The 17,491-nt window shown below is 35.7% G+C and carries 11 protein-coding genes; all 11 read right to left on the bottom strand.

The features are described from left to right. The coding region (locus tag AC1RRQ_RS05335) for an HYR domain-containing protein (protein WP_493021991.1) at window positions 1–3,499 on the bottom strand (3,499 nt) is incomplete at its 3' end. A gap of 550 nt (window positions 3,500–4,049) precedes the next feature. Next, the gene (gene queG, locus AC1RRQ_RS05340; RefSeq protein WP_493021992.1) at window positions 4,050–4,976 is read right to left on the bottom strand and encodes a tRNA epoxyqueuosine(34) reductase QueG; all 927 of its coding nucleotides are present in this window, start codon (window positions 4,974–4,976) and stop codon (window positions 4,050–4,052) included. Then, the gene (locus AC1RRQ_RS05345; protein WP_493021993.1) at window positions 4,973–6,319 is read right to left on the bottom strand and encodes a cytochrome P450; all 1,347 of its coding nucleotides are present in this window, start codon (window positions 6,317–6,319) and stop codon (window positions 4,973–4,975) included. The genes queG and AC1RRQ_RS05345 overlap by 4 nt, the downstream gene beginning before the upstream one ends. Window positions 6,320–6,324: 5 nt before the next feature. Further along, window positions 6,325–7,347 (bottom strand): Holliday junction branch migration DNA helicase RuvB, encoded by a 1,023-nt coding sequence (ruvB, locus tag AC1RRQ_RS05350; RefSeq protein WP_493021994.1) that lies wholly within the window; start codon window positions 7,345–7,347, stop codon window positions 6,325–6,327. A gap of 105 nt (window positions 7,348–7,452) precedes the next feature. Further along, window positions 7,453–9,255 (bottom strand): cytochrome c oxidase subunit I, encoded by a 1,803-nt coding sequence (locus tag AC1RRQ_RS05355; RefSeq protein WP_493021995.1) that lies wholly within the window; start codon window positions 9,253–9,255, stop codon window positions 7,453–7,455. Window positions 9,256–9,285: 30 nt separating this feature from the next. Continuing rightward, complete coding sequence (locus tag AC1RRQ_RS05360; protein ID WP_493021996.1) at window positions 9,286–10,476, bottom strand: cytochrome c oxidase subunit II; 1,191 nt, start codon at window positions 10,474–10,476, stop codon at window positions 9,286–9,288. Between the two features lie 19 nt (window positions 10,477–10,495). Continuing rightward, window positions 10,496–11,890: a quinol:cytochrome C oxidoreductase gene (locus tag AC1RRQ_RS05365; protein WP_493021997.1), complete on the bottom strand. Its 1,395-nt coding sequence runs from the start codon at window positions 11,888–11,890 to the stop codon at window positions 10,496–10,498. Window positions 11,891–11,917: 27 nt separating this feature from the next. Then, window positions 11,918–12,463 carry a c-type cytochrome gene (locus AC1RRQ_RS05370; RefSeq protein ID WP_493021998.1) on the bottom strand — a complete coding sequence of 182 codons (546 nt, stop codon included), beginning with the start codon at window positions 12,461–12,463 and terminating at the stop codon, window positions 11,918–11,920. 8 nt (window positions 12,464–12,471) lie between these two features. After that, on the bottom strand, window positions 12,472–12,996 hold the full coding sequence (locus AC1RRQ_RS05375) for a DUF3341 domain-containing protein (RefSeq protein ID WP_025572651.1): 525 nt from the start codon (window positions 12,994–12,996) through the stop codon (window positions 12,472–12,474). Beyond that, entirely contained in the window at window positions 12,989–14,392 is a 1,404-nt protein-coding gene (gene nrfD / locus AC1RRQ_RS05380; protein ID WP_089052709.1) for an NrfD/PsrC family molybdoenzyme membrane anchor subunit, read from the bottom strand. The genes AC1RRQ_RS05375 and nrfD overlap by 8 nt, the downstream gene beginning before the upstream one ends. A 34-nt stretch (window positions 14,393–14,426) precedes the next feature. After that, the gene (locus AC1RRQ_RS05385) at window positions 14,427–17,477 is read right to left on the bottom strand and encodes a TAT-variant-translocated molybdopterin oxidoreductase (protein WP_493021999.1); all 3,051 of its coding nucleotides are present in this window, start codon (window positions 17,475–17,477) and stop codon (window positions 14,427–14,429) included. Between the last annotated feature and the right edge of the window lie 14 nt (window positions 17,478–17,491).

Consider the following 17,491-nt stretch of genomic DNA (forward strand, 5'->3'; position numbering starts at 1 on the left):
CCGTTATTGTTCCGGTGCAATTATCCGATGTTGTCGGCGTTCCTAAAGCTACTCCGCTTGCTGTACATGAATTTGCATCCGCAGAAACTACAACTGTTGCAGGACAAGTAATTGTTGGTTTTTGAGTATCGTTTACCGTTACAGTTTGAGTGCAGGTTTGTATATTTCCTGCAGCATCTTTTGCTGTCCAGGTCACAGTCGTATTTCCGATTGGGAAAACTGACGGTGCGTTGTTTGTTACCGTTATTGTTCCGGTGCAATTATCCGATGTTGTCGGCGTTCCTAAAGCTACTCCGCTTGCTGTACATGAATTTGCATCAGCAGAAACTACTATAGCTGCCGGACAAGTGATTGTTGGTTTTTGAGTATCATTTACTGTTACAGTCTGAGTACAAGTCTGTGTGTTTCCTGCAGCGTCTTTTGCTGTCCAAGTCACCGTTGTATTTCCGATTGGGAAAACTGACGGCGCATTATTTGTTATTGTTATTGTTCCTGTACAATTGTCTGATGTTGTCGGCGTTCCTAAAACTACACCGCTTGCTGTACATGAATTTGCATCCGCAGAAACTACAACTGTTGCAGGGCAGGTAATTGTTGGTTTTTGAGTATCGTTTACCGTTACAGTCTGAGTACAAGTCTGTGTGTTTCCTGCAGCATCTTTTGCTGTCCAGGTTACAGTCGTATTTCCGATTGGGAAAACTGACGGTGCGTTGTTTGTTACCGTTATTGTTCCGGTGCAATTGTCTGATGTTGTCGGAGTTCCTAAAGCAACACCTGATGCAGTACATGAATTAGCATCCGCAGAAACTACAACTGTTGCAGGACAAGTGATTGTTGGTTTTTGAGTATCGTTTACCGTTACAGTCTGAGTACAAGTCTGTGTATTTCCTGCAGCATCTTTTGCTGTCCAGGTCACCGTTGTATTTCCGATTGGGAAAACTGACGGCGCATTATTTGTTACCGTTATTGTTCCTGTGCAATTATCTGATGTTGTCGGAGTTCCTAAAGCTACTCCACTTGCTGTACATGAATTTGCATCAGCAGAAACTACAACTGTTGCCGGACAAGTAATTGTCGGTTTTTGAGTATCGTTAATGATTACTTTTTGTATTGCTGTTTCAACATTTCCGTTTCCATCATTAAAACTCCATGTGATATTGTAAGTACCTTGAGCAGTATAAGTCAATGGATTTGTTGTTGTACCTGTCACTGTTCCGGCACAATTATCTGTTGTGGTTGGAGCTGTTACAGTTACTGAACACTGCGCAGTAATATCTGCTAAAACAGGTTTTACCGGTTTATCAGTATCACTAACTTTTACTGTTGAAGCGGCAGAAGTTGTTTCACATCCTGTTGAAGAATTTGTGACTTTTACTTTGTAATCACCATCAGAATTTACAACTAAAGTAGAAGCGGTTTGACCAGAAATTACAAGATTATTTTTATACCAAACATACGCTGGTGAGGCAGCATTTGTTACCGCGGTTAAAGTAGTCGTCAAACAAGCCGTTAATGTTCCTGTTATCGAAGCAGTTGGTAATGGATTTGGTGTAGTGGAAACACTAGCTTTGTTATTAGCTGAATTACTATCTACTGTTGAAGCAGGCAATGATGCTTCGTTTGTATAAACTCCAGATGCATTAACTTTTGCAATAATTTTTAACGTTTCTACAGCTCCTCCATTTACATCTCCAATACTCCAAACACCTGTTCCAGAATTGTAACTTCCGGTTGATTGTGTTGAACTAACGAAAGCATATCCTGTTGGAAGTAAATCATTTATCGAAACTCCCGTGGCATTATTTACCCCTAGATTACTCAACTTAACAGTAAACTCTACATTAGAACCCACACATGGTTTCGGATTATCTACTGTTTTTGTAACTCCTAAATCAGTACATAAAGTAACCGAAACGGGTTTAGATTGTGTTTGAGCGCCACAGGTTAAAGTTGAAGCAACTGAATATGCACCTGTTTTAACAGCGGTATAAGTATCTGAATTTGCTCCTGCAATTGCCACACCATTTAAATACCATTGATAAGGAGAAAGCCCTGGTTCAGTTTTTAATAACGCTGAATTATTTGAGCAGCCTCCTCCTGAAATATATGTAAAAGTTGGTTCTTCCGGCTGAACTGCAAAATTCGAGAAAAATCCTGCCATAGAGAAACCACCATCTTGCTGTACGATAGAAACTGTTAATTTAGCCTCACTTTCTATAGTAAGAAAATCAGGACTTCCAATTTGTTTACTATTAAAATTAATTAAATACCAGCCTGTTGTACCAATTTGATAACGTGGTGATACACCAGATACATTTGCAATATTATTTCCATTTACATTTACTACTTCTGTTTGGCTTCTTAAAAGAATATATCCAAAATAATCTAATGTACCCGTTCCATAATTTCTAAACTTAGCTGTCTCTATAAATTTAGATCCTCCACATTCAGATACTGGTGCAATTGTCGAAATATCAACCTCACATTTTTGCGCAGTTCCAGAATATACTGCAACTCTTTTATCGGCAATAATATGAGAGGCCGTGAAACTTACATCTTTAACACCATTTATAAAAGTATAAAATTTTCCTGCCTGCGCTAATTTTACCGTTTTTATTCCTACTAATGTTCCTGTAGTTGAATAGCTTTCAACTGTCAAATTAGTATCATCTTTAGTAGCAACAACAGTAGTTTGTTCGGCAGTATTATTTCCAGTTCCTCTTTCAAGAAAGTATTCTGTTCCAAGAACTGATTCGGGCGGAATTTGATTAAATGCTCCATCTCCACAGCCATCTGGCGTATCGATCGCAGCCGATGTATTCATAACACTCGGATTTGAAGATTCTACCAAAGTTCCAATTGGCGCTGTAAATAAATAACTTTGGCCAGCCTTTAGCGTTACCGTTACAACATTGTCTAATTTTACAGATGTATTATCTGTAATAGCCATAATACTATAAATCGGGCGTTGATCACCTAAATCACCAAAATTACCTAAAGACCCATCTCTGTAGTATCCAATTCGGTATCTAATTCCAATTCCTGCATCACCAAAGCTTGTTAAAGCTGCATTTCCTTTAATATCCTTATCACTTCCATCGCTACCCAAAGCATCAGAAGCAACATTTCTTAAGTTTATTGATATAGGCTTACTTCCCGTAACTATTAATCCTGCTCCATTTAAAACCGTACTTAATTTATACGCTGGCGCATCTCTTGGAAACCCAGCAAACCTGTAAACTGCCGGAGTTCCTTTTTTAGCCGTTAGGGAATTGGTTATTAAAGTCCCATCACTTTTAAATATTTCAATTGTAACCGGAGCTACAGAATTTGTTGCTATAACAATTTCATTAGCTTTACTAAAGTATTGCCAAGGAGCTGGTGCTATATAGTGTTTTGTATAAAATTGAGCTGAAGCGCTATAGCTGATTAGAATAAAAAATGAAATAAGAAAAGCTGATTTAAAAGACTTAAATCCATTAAAAGTAAAGTTACGCATATACAAACCCGGTATTAATTTGAGTAATAGAAATTTTAGCTGAATTCCTTAAATCGGTTTTCAGATTATAAACGAGATACGAGAAAAATGAATGGATAGATTTTAGATAGCTGAAAAAAGTTTTTGCAGCATCAGAAAAATAATAATGTAGCGTTTGGACCATAATGTTTTGGTTCAAGACACAAGTGCCTCTCGGTTAAATTAGTAGTTTTGGAGCAGCGAAAATATATAAACACCTCAATACTAGCTACATTACTCGACAAACTACTTGGAAAAACGTTGAAATACACTTTTAGTAAAATTAAGTTAACTTTAACAAGTCAATAAAGATGATAATTTAACAATGAAACAACGGAAATTTCTTAATTTTTTAAATAAAAATCAGTTTAATGTTAATTAAGCAATAAAAAATCACTATTATCCTACAATTAACAATTCATTAAAAGCGAAGAAAAAAGAATCAAACAACTGAAAACCAGTCATATAAATTCGATTTTACTAAACAAAAATAAAAAGTAAAATGTAGTAGAAAATACAATTTAACTCTGGCTTATTCCAGAAATTTAATGTTACGTTTAAGTCCATCAAATTTGGTTCTTTTGATAGGAGAATTCTTAAACACAACTCGAAAGGTTTCTTCCGTAATTTCGGTCCAATCCTTTTTAGAGAAAGAAAGTAAATCAGGATTTGGGTTAAAAAGAGGTTCTGAATGCGGTTTAGAAAATCGATTCCAAGGGCATACATCCTGACAAGTATCACAACCAAACATCCACTCATCAAATTTTCCTTTCATATCATTAGGGATATTCTCTTTGAGTTCGATTGTGTAATAAGAAATACATTTACTGCCATCTACAATATAAGGCGCAAGAATTGCCTGAGTAGGGCAAGCGTCGATACATGCAGTACAAGAACCGCAATGATCTGTTACTGCATGATCGTATTCGAGATCTAAATCGAGAATAAGTTCTGCAATAAAGTAAAAAGACCCTACTTTTTGGGTTATTAAGTTGCTGTTTTTTCCTATCCAGCCCAAACCGCTTTTAGCTGCCCATGCTTTGTCTAAAACTGGGGCCGAATCTACAAATGCACGGCCAGAAACTTCGCCTATATTCTCTTGGATTGAATGAAGAAATTCTTTTAATTTTTCTTTTATAACAAAATGATAATCCTGTCCATAAGCATATTTTGAGATTTTGTAGGCTTCTTCATTTTGAGATTCAGATGGAAAATAATTCAATAAAAGAGAGACCACGCTTTTGGCATCGTCAACCAATAAAGTTGGATCCAGGCGTTTATCAAAGTGGTTTTCCATATAAGCCATTTGGCCATTATGATTGTTGTTCAGCCATTTTTCAAGTCGGGGTGCTTCTTGCTCTAGAAAACCCGCTTTAGATATTCCGCAAGAAATAAACCCTAATCTTTTGGCTTCTTCTTTTATAAATTTTGAATATATTTCTTTTGAATTGATGCTCATCTTTTAGAAAATGAAACTTCGACGTTAACAGGTTTTAAAGTAATCAGCGGATTAAATTGAATTACATCATTATTCGACTTAATGACATATTTTTTTACAATTTGAGATATCGTTAAGCACATTTCATAAATGGCAAATCCAGTCCCGATACACATTCTGGGTCCGGCACCAAATGGATAGAAATATTGCATGGACTCTTTTCTTTGTTCACCAAGAAATCTTTCGGGAATAAATTCATCCGGATTATTCCAATATTTAGGATTTCGATGCAATTCATAAAAAGAAACTCCAATCAAAGTATCTTTTTTAATTTTGAATTGAGCCAAAGTATCATCCTCCACATTTTGTCTGTCGGTAATCCAGGCAGGCGGATATAAACGCATAGATTCGTTCAAAACGGCATTGGTGTATGTCATTTTTTGAAGCTGTTCTATTATGTTCTTCGTTTGCGATTCTATTTCGGTGATCTCATCCAATACTTTTTGCTGTACTTCAGGATTACTTCCTAAAAGATGAAGCGTAAAAGTTAAAGCATTTGCAGTTGTTTCGTGTCCTGCGATAAACAAAACTTTGATTTCATCTATCAATTGTTCAATAGACATACTCTCACCAGTATCTTCATATCTGGTTTCCAAAAGCATGTTTAATAAATCGTTTATTTCTTCTTTTGAAGTTTTTCGTTCTTCAATAATTTCCTGAATAATTCTATTATTTTCTTCAGCCAGACTAAGATGTTTCTTTACCTGACCGCTTAATGAAAACCACCAGGCTTTATGCGGCAATCTGATTTCTTTAATTAAAAAATTCTGAACTTCTTCTATAATAAATTTAATGCGATGAAATTTATCTTCGGCACTGGAAAGCTGAAATAAAGATTTCGCCACAACATTAAATGCCAGATTACTCATTATCGGGAAAACATTAATGGCTTTGTCCTCAACTAGATTATCTAATTCCGCACTAATGGTGTTGTTCATATTATCAACCAGCTGATTCATCTTCTGCTTATGAAAAGCAGGTTGAATAAGACGTCTTTGTTTCAGCCAAAAATCGCCGTCACTGGTTAAAAGTCCTTTGCCTAAATATTTAGAAAGATATACGGATTGAAATTTAGACTTATTATAATTCTTCTGGTTTTTAACTAAAATATATTGTGCAATTTCATTATCCCTTGACAAGATTATATACTTTGAGAAACCAATTTTAATAGAAAAAGAATCACCGAATTTCTCAAAATACCTTCTATGAAAAGGAATCGGATTTCTACGAACGCCTTCGGCATCTTTAAAAAATCTGAGTATTGATAATTTATTAGGGTAATTGTATTTTACATTATTAGACATAACGATTAGAATAAACCTCCCTGAATATTGGTGTTTAATTTCCCTAGATGCTTATATGCTTTGTCTGTAACTTCACGTCCGCGTGGTGTACGCATAATAAATCCTTCCTGAATCAGGAAAGGCTCATAAACTTCTTCAATAGTTTCACTGCTTTCTGATACGGCTGTAGCCAAAGTCGAAAGTCCAACCGGGCCTCCTTTAAATTTATTGATAATGGTTAATAATATTTTATTATCCATTTCATCAAGCCCATGTGCATCTACATTTAATGCTTTTAGAGCATATCTGGCAATTTCAAGATCTATGGTTCCGTTACCTTTAATTTGTGCAAAGTCACGAACTCTTCTCAATAATGCATTGGCAATACGAGGTGTCCCTCGGCTTCGTCCTGCAATTTCAATTGCCGCTTCAAGGTCAATTGGCATTTTTAATATACCGGCACTTCTTTCTACAATAGTAGTTAAAAGCTCTGTCGAATAATATTGTAAACGAGATGAAATTCCAAAACGAGCTCTCATTGGAGCTGTCAATAATCCAGAACGGGTAGTCGCACCAATTAAGGTAAACGGATTTAAATTGATCTGAACAGTTCTTGCATTAGGCCCAGATTCAATCATGATATCAATTTTGAAATCTTCCATTGCCGAATATAAATATTCTTCGACAATAGGACTCAAACGATGAATCTCATCTATAAACAAAACATCTCTTTCATCCAGATTAGTCAGTAGTCCTGCTAAATCTCCTGGTTTGTCCAAAACAGGACCCGAAGTAATTTTGATTCCTACTTCCAATTCATTTGCCAGAATATTGGCCAAAGTAGTTTTACCAAGCCCGGGAGGCCCATGAAACAAAGCATGATCAAGTGCTTCGCCACGCTGATTTGCGGCGGCAACAAAAACTTTTAAGTTTTCTAAAACCTGGTCCTGACCGGCAAAATCATCAAATGACAGCGGACGCAATCTTTTTTCAAGATCTAATTCTTCTGGGTTATATCCTTTTGTAGTAGGATCTAGATTTTCATTCATCCTACAAAGATATAGAAACTAATTAGTTTTGTAAAATAGTAAATGATCGTTTGAAAATTTAACTAAACAAAAAAGACTGTCATTTCTGACAGTCTTTTGATATTTTTAGTGGTGTAAAACTTCTTCACCTTCTTTCATTGGTACATTTTGAGGTACAAAATCTACATCGTGATTTGGGTTACTGTAGTCATACGGCCAACGGTATACGTGAGGAATTTCACCTGGCCAGTTTCCGTGAATATGTTCAACTGGTGTAGTCCACTCTAATGTTGTAGATCTCCAAGGGTTTTGAACTGCTTTTTTACCGTAGAAAATACTGCTAAAGAAGTTGTATAAGAATACTAATTGGAAAGCTCCTCCTACAAGTGCAAATGTCGTAATTAAAACATTCACATTTTGTAAATCATCAAATAATGGGAAGTTAGTATTTGTATAGTAACGTCTTGGTAAACCAGCTAATCCGATAAAGTGCATTGGGAAGAAAACTCCATAAGCACAAACTGCTGTAATCCAGAAGTGAATATAACCTAAGTTTTTGTTTAACATTCTTCCGTACATTTTAGGGAACCAGTGGTAAATACCAGCAAACATTCCGTAAAGTGCAGAGATACCCATTACTAAGTGAAAGTGAGCAATTACGAAGTATGTATCGTGAACGTTAATATCTAAAGTACTATCTCCTAAAATGATTCCTGTTAAACCTCCAGTGATGAAAGTAGAAACCATTCCGATAGAAAATAACATTGCAGGGTTAAATTGTAAGTTACCTTTCCATAAAGTTGTAATCCAGTTGAACGCTTTTACAGCAGATGGAATTGCAATTAATAAAGTTGTAAAGGTAAATACAGATCCTAAGAAAGGATTCATACCCGAGATAAACATGTGGTGACCCCATACAATAGTTGATAAGAATGCAATTGCAAGAACTGACATAATCATCGCTCTGTATCCGAAGATTGGTTTACGAGAGTTCGTAGCCATAATTTCAGAAACAAGACCCATCGCTGGTAAGATTACGATGTAAACCTCAGGGTGACCTAAGAACCAGAATAAGTGCTCGAACAATACTGGAGAACCTCCTTGGTAGTGTAAAACCTCTCCTGCAATATAGATATCAGATAAGAAGAATGAAGTACCAAAACTTCTATCAAAAATCAATAATAAAGCTGCTGATAATAATACTGGGAATGAAATAACACCAATAATAGCTGTTACGAAAAATGTCCAGATTGTAAGTGGAAGTCTAGTCATAGACATTCCTTTTGTTCTTAAGTTAATAACAGTTACAATGTAGTTTAATGATCCCATTAAAGAAGATGCAATAAAGATAGCCATTGAAACTAACCATAAAGTCATACCAGTTCCAGATCCAGGGATCGCTTGTGGTAAAGCACTTAATGGAGGGTAAATTGTCCAACCTGCAGAAGCTGGTCCAGCCTCAACAAATAATGAAGATAACATTACTACAGCAGATAAGAAAAACAACCAGTATGAAATCATGTTCATAAATCCAGAAGCCATATCTCTTGCTCCAATTTGAAGTGGAATAAGTAAGTTACTAAAAGTACCACTCAAACCAGCTGTCAGTACAAAGAATACCATGATGGTACCGTGAATTGTTACTAAAGCTAGATAAATATCATTTGCCATTACACCATCAGGTGCAAATTTATCTCCTAATAAAACGTTGAATATTTTAAAAGACTCTTCTGGCCACGCTAATTGCATTCTGAAAAGCAAGGACATTGCAATACCAATTACTCCCATAACAATACCAGTAATCAAGTATTGTTTAGCAATCATTTTGTGATCAATACTAAAAATATATTTAGTAATGAACGTGTCTTTATGATGATGTTCGTGCTCGTGATCGTGTCCGTGATCGTGACCGTGCGCTTCTGCTGACATATATGTGTACTTTAAATTTTCTTAATAATATTATTTCATAGCTACTTTAGCTACAGCTGCTTTTACAGTATCAACAACCGCTTTTACTGTATCTGTAATTTTAGCAGTAGTATCTGCAGCACCTTCAACTCCTTCAGCTGGTTTTTGAGCAGCAGCTGCCGCTTTAATATCCTGAGCTAAAGTAGTTTTTTCGCTTAACCATTTTTTATATTCTTCCGGAGTATCCACAACAACTTTCATTTGCATGTTATAGTGAGAAGCTCCACAGATTTTATTACATAATAATAAATAATCAAATGTATAAGGATCTAAAGCTGTTCCTCCTTTAGCAACTAACTCAACGCTTTTTTCAGCTCTAAGTTTGTTGATATGAGCTACTTTTTCAACCATAAATGGCAATTCTCTGTATTCAGCAGTAGTGTAAGTTGGAACAAAAGCAAATTCAGTAACCATTCCAGGAACACAGTTCATCTGCGCTCTAAAATGAGGCATGTAAGCTGAGTGTAAAACGTCTTGAGAACGCATTTTGAAATGTACTTTTTTACCTTTAGGAATATGCAATTCAGAAACTACAATATCATCTTGAGAGTTAGGATCTGACATATCAACTCCTAATGTATTTACTCCTTCGATTAAACGTACGTTAGCTTTTCCTAAAACATTATCTTGTCCTGCATATCTTGCAGTCCATTTAAATTGCTGAGCGTATAATTCGATTTCGATTACGTCTTCATCTTTGTCAACAAACATAATGTTATTCCAAGCGTATAATCCATAAAGAATTAAACAAGCTAGAACTACAGATGGAATAATACTCCAAATTGCTTCTAATTTATTACTATCTGCAAAGAATAATGCTTTTTTATCTTTATGTCCTCTATTTTTGAAAGAAAACCAATATAGTAAACCTTGAGTAATAAATTGAACTACAAAAATTAAAACCCAAGTAATATTCATTAAATTATCTACTAAAAGTCCGTGCTCAGAAGCTGGAGTATGAAGTGCTAAACCACCCCATTTTAGTAAACCATAAATAGTAAATATATATATGAATGCCAAGAAGCCAAACATAACATATCCTTGAATGTTATTATCATTATCCGATGCAACTTGAGAATCGTCCGAAGAAGATCCTACTTGAGTAAGATCAAATATCTTGGTCAATTGCCATAGCGCAACTGCTAATAAAACTAAAACTATAATTACCAACAAACTTGTCATCTGTTTACTTCTTTAAATATTAATAATGAAAATGTTTACTTTCTTCAATGAAAGGATTTCTTTTTGCAAGCAAAGGAGATTTAGTTAATGCAGTAAATACAACAAATATAAATAAACCTAAGAAGAAAAGAATCGATGCAATTTCAGGAACTCCGATAAACCATTTGTCTCCAACTGTACCAGGCATAATCATATTAAAGAAATCAACATAATGACCTAATAATATCACAACACCAGCCATAACAATAACCCAGCTAAGACGTTTAAAGTCAGTATTGATTAATATTAATAATGGGAAAACAAAGTTCATAACAACCGCACCAAAGAAAGGAAGGTTATATAATTGAATTCTTGTTACAAAATATGTTACCTCCTCTGGAATGTTAGCATACCAGATTAACATGAATTGAGAGAACCATAAATAAGTCCAGAAAACACTGATACCAAACATGAATTTAGCTAAATCATGAATGTGGCTTGTATTTACATACTCTAAATATCCTTTAGATTTCAAGTAAATTGTTACTAATGCGATAGCAGTGATTCCGCTTACAAAGAAAGAAGCAAATACATACCATCCGAACAAAGTACTGAACCAGTGTGGGTCAAATGACATAATCCAGTCCCAAGACATAATAGATTCTGAAACAATAAAGAAAACTAAGAATCCAGCAGATAATTTGAAGTTCTTTTTGTAGTATAGATCATCATTAGCTTCGTCTTGAGCTAAACAATTTTTTCTTGAATAGTGACGATACAAGTTCCATCCTAGTAAAAAGATACCAGCTCTAACGATCCAAAAAGGAAAGTTTAAATAACCAGATTTACCAGCAATAATTGCATCGTAGTTTGGGCTTTTAGGATCAGTAACTCCTTCTCCTAACCATACAAAAATATGGTTGAAATGTAATCCGCATAAAACTAAGATTATGAAGAAGATGATAGAACCAGCAGGTAAATACGCTGTGATACCCTGCATAACTCTAAATAAAACCGGAGACCAACCTGCCTGAGCAACTTGTTGAATAGCGTAGAAAGCTAATACTCCCATAGAAAGAAGCAAAAAGAAAATACAAGCAACATATAGTGCAGACCAAGGCTTGTTTTGTAATTGGTGCAACACATGAGTTAAATGTTCTTCATGCTCATCAGCAGCACCAACTTTTGCATGCTCCCCTCCTTTGTGTTCTTCGTGTGAAGCTTCAGCAGCTTCGTGATGTCCTGCATCTTTATGAGAAGCCTCTGCAGATTCCCCATGTGCAGTACCATGAGAACCATGAGCATCTGCAGCTAGTATTTTTTCAACTTCTTGAATATCTTTAGGTGCACTTAAAAAACCATACCCAATTCCTAATAGGCCAAGAACCATTAGGATGATAGAAAAAGTTTTTAATTTACTTGAAAATGTATACATATCTATTACGATCAGTTTGTTCAACAATTATAATTGGCTTTTTAGTTTTAGAACATAGTCAGCAACTAACCAACGTTCGTGGGCACTTAATTGATTTGCATGTGAACCCATTGCATTTAAACCATAAGTTTCTACGTGAAAGATACTTCCTTCAGTGATTTCTCTGTCTTTATAGCTAGGTACTCCAAGAAATTTTTCTCTTTCCACCAATTTACCTTTACCATTACCAGTTGCACCATGGCAGCTGATACAGTAAATTTCGAAAAGCTCTTTACCTTTTCCAGAATTTCTGTCTTCTTCAGTCAAAGGAGATTTTGAATTCGCTTTTGCCAATTCATAACCTGCAGTTGAGTTTTCGTATTCATAAGGCTCAAAACCTCTATTAATAGTTCCTTCTACAGGAAGCTGTCCTTCTTTTCCTCCCTTAAATACTTTTGCCTCTGAATATGGCTCATATGCCAAAGACTCATACATATTAGGGAAATACTGATAGTTTGGTGCCGAATTATTGTGGCAAGATGAAACTAAAATAGTTATACCAACTAAAAGTGTTATTTTATATATCCTTTTCATAGCTACAATTAATTCTTTTCAATTACTTTAACTTCAACAGCTCCTGTACCTTCGAAAAAAGAAACAAGTTCTGCTTCGTTATCGTTTACAGCAACTTCCATTAAGAAATGGTCGTCTGTTGTTCTTACATCAGGATTCTCAGCTTGCTTAAATGGCCATAATCTACTTCTCATATAAAAAGTAATTACCATTAAGTGAGCAGCGAAAAATACAGTCATCTCAAACATAATTGGCACAAAAGATGGCATATTTTGAATGAAACTAAAACTTGGTTTTCCACCAATATCCTGCGGCCAGTCATGAATCATAATATAACTCATCATTGTTGTTGCAACAGAAATACCAACACATCCATATAGGAAAGCACAAATTGCTAATCTTGTTGGTGCTAAACCCATGGCTTTATCCAATCCGTGAACTGGGAATGGAGTAAAAACCTCTTCAATATGATGATGAGCAGCTCTGGTTTTCTTTACTGCATCCATCAAAATATCATCGTCATTATAAATGGCGTATATTACTTTATTACTCATGATGTGAATCTTTATTTTTTGCTCTTTCTCTAATGTAATTATCTCCTGTTCCTTTTAGAATTGTTTTAACCTCTGCCTGTGCAATTACAGGGAATGTTCTAGAGTATAATAAAAACAATACAAAGAAGAAACCAATTGTTCCAATGAAAATTCCAATATCAACAAATGTTGGTGAGAACATTGTCCAAGAAGATGGAAGATAATCTCTATGTAAAGAAGTAACAATAATTACGAATCTTTCAAACCACATACCGATGTTTACAACAATCGAGATGATGAATGAGAACATGATACTTGTTCTTAATTTTTTGAACCACATGAATTGAGGAGAGAACACGTTACATGTCATCATCGACCAATATGCCCACCAGTAAGGTCCAGTAGCTCTGTTTAAGAATGCATATTGCTCATACTCTACACCTGAATACCAAGCCACGAATAACTCAGTGATGTAAGCCACACCTACGATCGAACCTGTAATCATGATAATGATGTTCATTAATTCGATATGTTGTAATGTGATGTATGCTTCAAGGTTAGAAACTTTTCTCATAACGATCAACAATGTGTTTACCATTGCAAATCCTGAGAATACCGCTCCAGCAACGAAGTATGGAGGGAAAATTGTTGTATGCCATCCTGGGATTACAGAAGTAGCAAAGTCCATAGATACAATCGTGTGTACAGAAAGTACAAGAGGTGTAGCTAAACCAGCTAATACCAAAGATACTTCTTCAAAACGCTGCCAGTCTTTAGCTCTTCCGCTCCATCCAAAACTTAGGATAGAATAAACTCTTTTGTTAAATGGAGTTATAGCTCTATCACGCAGCATTGCAAAGTCAGGTAATAAACCAGTCCACCAGAAAACTAATGATACCGAAAGATACGTTGAGATTGCGAATACGTCCCAAAGCAATGGTGAGTTAAAGTTTACCCATAAAGATCCAAATTGATTTGGAATAGGTAAAACCCAGTATGCTAACCATGGACGTCCCATGTGAATAATTGGAAATAAACCTGCTTGAACTACTGAGAAAATAGTCATTGCTTCTGCAGAACGGTTAATAGCCATTCTCCAACGTTGACGGAAAAGTAATAGTACTGCAGAAATCAAAGTTCCAGCGTGACCAATACCAACCCACCAAACGAAGTTAGTAATATCCCAAGCCCAACCAACTGTTTTATTTAATCCCCATGTTCCAATTCCGGTAGATACGGTGTAAATAATACAACCTAACCCCCAAAGGAAGGCTATTAATGCGATTGAAAATACAATCCACCATTGTTTATTTGCAGGTCCTTCAACAGGCGCTGCCACATCTACAGTTACATCATGATATGATTTATCACCTATAACTAAAGGTTTTCTAATGGGTGCTTCGTAGTGAGACGACATAATCCTTTATATTGTTTCTTAATTAATAATTTTACTAAGTATTTCTAACTTTAACATGGTAAACCACATTAGGTTTTGTACCTACATGCTCTAATAAGTGGTATGATCTTTCGTCAGCCGCTAATTTAGCAACTTTACTTTCTTTATCATTTACATCACCAAATATCATCGCTCCTGAAGAACAAGCACTTGAACAAGCTGTTTGGAATTCACCATCTCTAACTGGACGGCCTTCGTTTTTAGCTTTTAATTTAGTAGCTTGTGTCATTTGGATACACATAGAACATTTCTCCATAACACCACGAGAACGAACGTTAACGTCAGGATTTAATACCATACGGCCTAAATCATCGTTCATATGATAATCGAACTCGCTGTTTTTGTTGTATAAGAACCAGTTAAAACGACGTACTTTATATGGACAGTTGTTTGCACAATAACGAGTACCAACACATCTGTTGTAAGCCATATGGTTTTGACCTTCACGACCGTGAGAAGTAGCTGCAACTGGACAAACTGTTTCACAAGGTGCGTGGTTACAGTGCTGACACATTACAGGCTGGAATGCCACTTGTGGGTTGTCTCCAGGTTTTTCCATTTCATTAAATGTAGATAATGAACTAGATAGACCAGCAATTCCTTCTTTTCTTTCGTTATCACCTTCAAAAGTACTTTCAGAAGAGTAATATCTGTCAATACGCAGCCAGTGCATATCACGGCTTCTTCTTACCTCTGCTTTACCAACAACTGGAACATTGTTTTCAGCGTGACAAGCAATAACACAAGCTCCACATCCGGTACAAGCATTTAAGTCAATTGAAAGATTGAAGTGATGACCAGTTGTACGATCAAATGATTCCCAAAGATCTACAGTAGTAGCCTCAACTTCTTGGTGGTCTAAAGATACCATTGGTTTTTCATTCCAGTGTTCTGCATCTTTAGTATTGAATATTTCTAAAGTAGTTTCTTTAATAATATCTCCTCTACCCATTAAAGTTTTCTGACCCTGAACACAAGCGAACTCATGAACACCACCAGCTTTAACAATAGATACTGATTGAACATTATTGAAACCTTTATATAAAGCGTAAGCATTTAAACCTACTTGCATTTCTTCTTTTAGAGCTGCTTTACGTCCGTATCCAAGAGCTAGACCCACAGTACCAACTGCTTGACCTGGCTGAACAATAACCGGAACATTTTCTAATTTAACTCCATCAAGGGTAATAGTAGCATAACTACCATTTAAACCTCCGTTTGCAACAATTTCGTTTGATAAACCAAGTTTTTTAGCATCCGCATTAGAAACTGTAACATAGTTATCCCAAGAAACTCTTGTAATTGGATCTGGAAACTCTTGCAGCCAAGGGTTGTTGGCATGTTGTCCATCTCCTAATCCTGTTTTAGTATATAATACTAATTCGAAATCACCAGCAGATTTAGATCTTGAAACAGCATTTGCAGCAGCAGCTGCGTCAATAGCACCTCCAGACAATGCTGAAGCACCAAGAACGGCTACACCATCGTGTAATACTTTATTCCAAGAAGCACCTGCAGTATAAGCTCCAGAATTCGCTTTTAAATAATCATAATAAGTCCCTGCAACACCATTTACTGATAATAAAACATCTTGAAATTGTTTTGTATTAAAAATAGGACGGATTGTAGGCTGAGTTAAGCTATAAGTTCCGCTTGTAAGCTCAAGATCTCCCCAAGACTCTAAATAGTGAGGAGCTGGTGCAGCAATTGAAACGATTGATGCAGTTTCATCTTCTTTTAATGAAAAAGCAACTGATGTTTTAACTTTTTTCAATCCAGCTACAAAAGAAGCTGAATCAGCTAAAGTGTAAACAGGATTAACTCCACTCATAATTAATGTATGAACACTACCTGCATTCAAATCTTTAATTAACTGTGCAACTACGGCATTAGAACCTTTTCTAATTTGTCTAGCTCCAGCAGTATTAAAAGCTTCACTAGCCAATATTTGATTGATAGCTAAAACTAATAATTGAGCATTTTTATCTTCGATTCCAGATACTAAAACTCCTTTTGAACCAGCAGCTTTAAGCTGTTGTGCAGCTTTTACCACTTCAGCTTTAAAATTTCCTTCTAAAGCCACAGGAACAGAAGCACCTGCAATAATATTATAAATTTGAACTAAAGCTTGCTTCTGAGCAGCTAAAGTCATTGGAACACGCTTATCAGCAGCTGCTCCAGATAATGTCATATTTGATTCAAACTGAAAGTGACGAGACATTTTTCCGTTTTGAGGAATACGTCCTTGTGCATATCCACTATCATATCCTCCACCTTGCCAGTCTCCTAAGAAATCAGCTCCAACAGAAACAATTAAAGAAGCTTTTGAGAAATCGTAATCAACTAAAGCTCTTTGACCGTAAACAGATTCAAAAGCATCTAAAGCTTCAGATGAAGAAACCGCATCGTAAACAACATGTTTAGCATTTGGATTTTTAGCAATAAACTCACCTATTAATTTCTCAGTAGATGGACTTGCTAATGTATTTGTCAACAATACTACTTGACCTCCTTTAGCTTTTGCATCAGCTAAACTTGATTTAAGTTTTAAATCAACTGCTGACCAGCTGCTATTTTTTCCATCCAATTTAGGCTCTTTCAAACGCGTACTATCGTATAATCCTAAGATAGATGCATGAATTCTAGCATTGGCTGAAAATTTAGCTCCAGCAATAGTATTGTTCTCAATTTTAATTGGACGACCCTCACGAGTTTTTACCAAAAGGTTTGCAAAATCAAAACCATCAAAAACAGTAGTTGCGTAATAATCTGCAACACCAGGAATGATTTGCTCTGGTTGTAATACATAAGGGATAGACTTGTGCACAGGACCTTCACAAGCAGCAAGTGTAACTGCCGCAGTACTAAATCCTACGTACTTTAAAAAGTCACGACGTGAAGTTCCAGATGTAGCTAAAGCATCTGCATTTCCCAAGAATTCATCAGTAGGAATTTCTTCAACAAATTCGTTATTTCTAAGCGCCTCAACAATAGAACTATTTTCTAGTTCTTCAACACTTTTCCAGTATTTTTTGTTTGATGACATTGTATATAAATATT

This window comes from Flavobacterium sp. GW821-FHT12A05 (assembly GCF_058807735.1).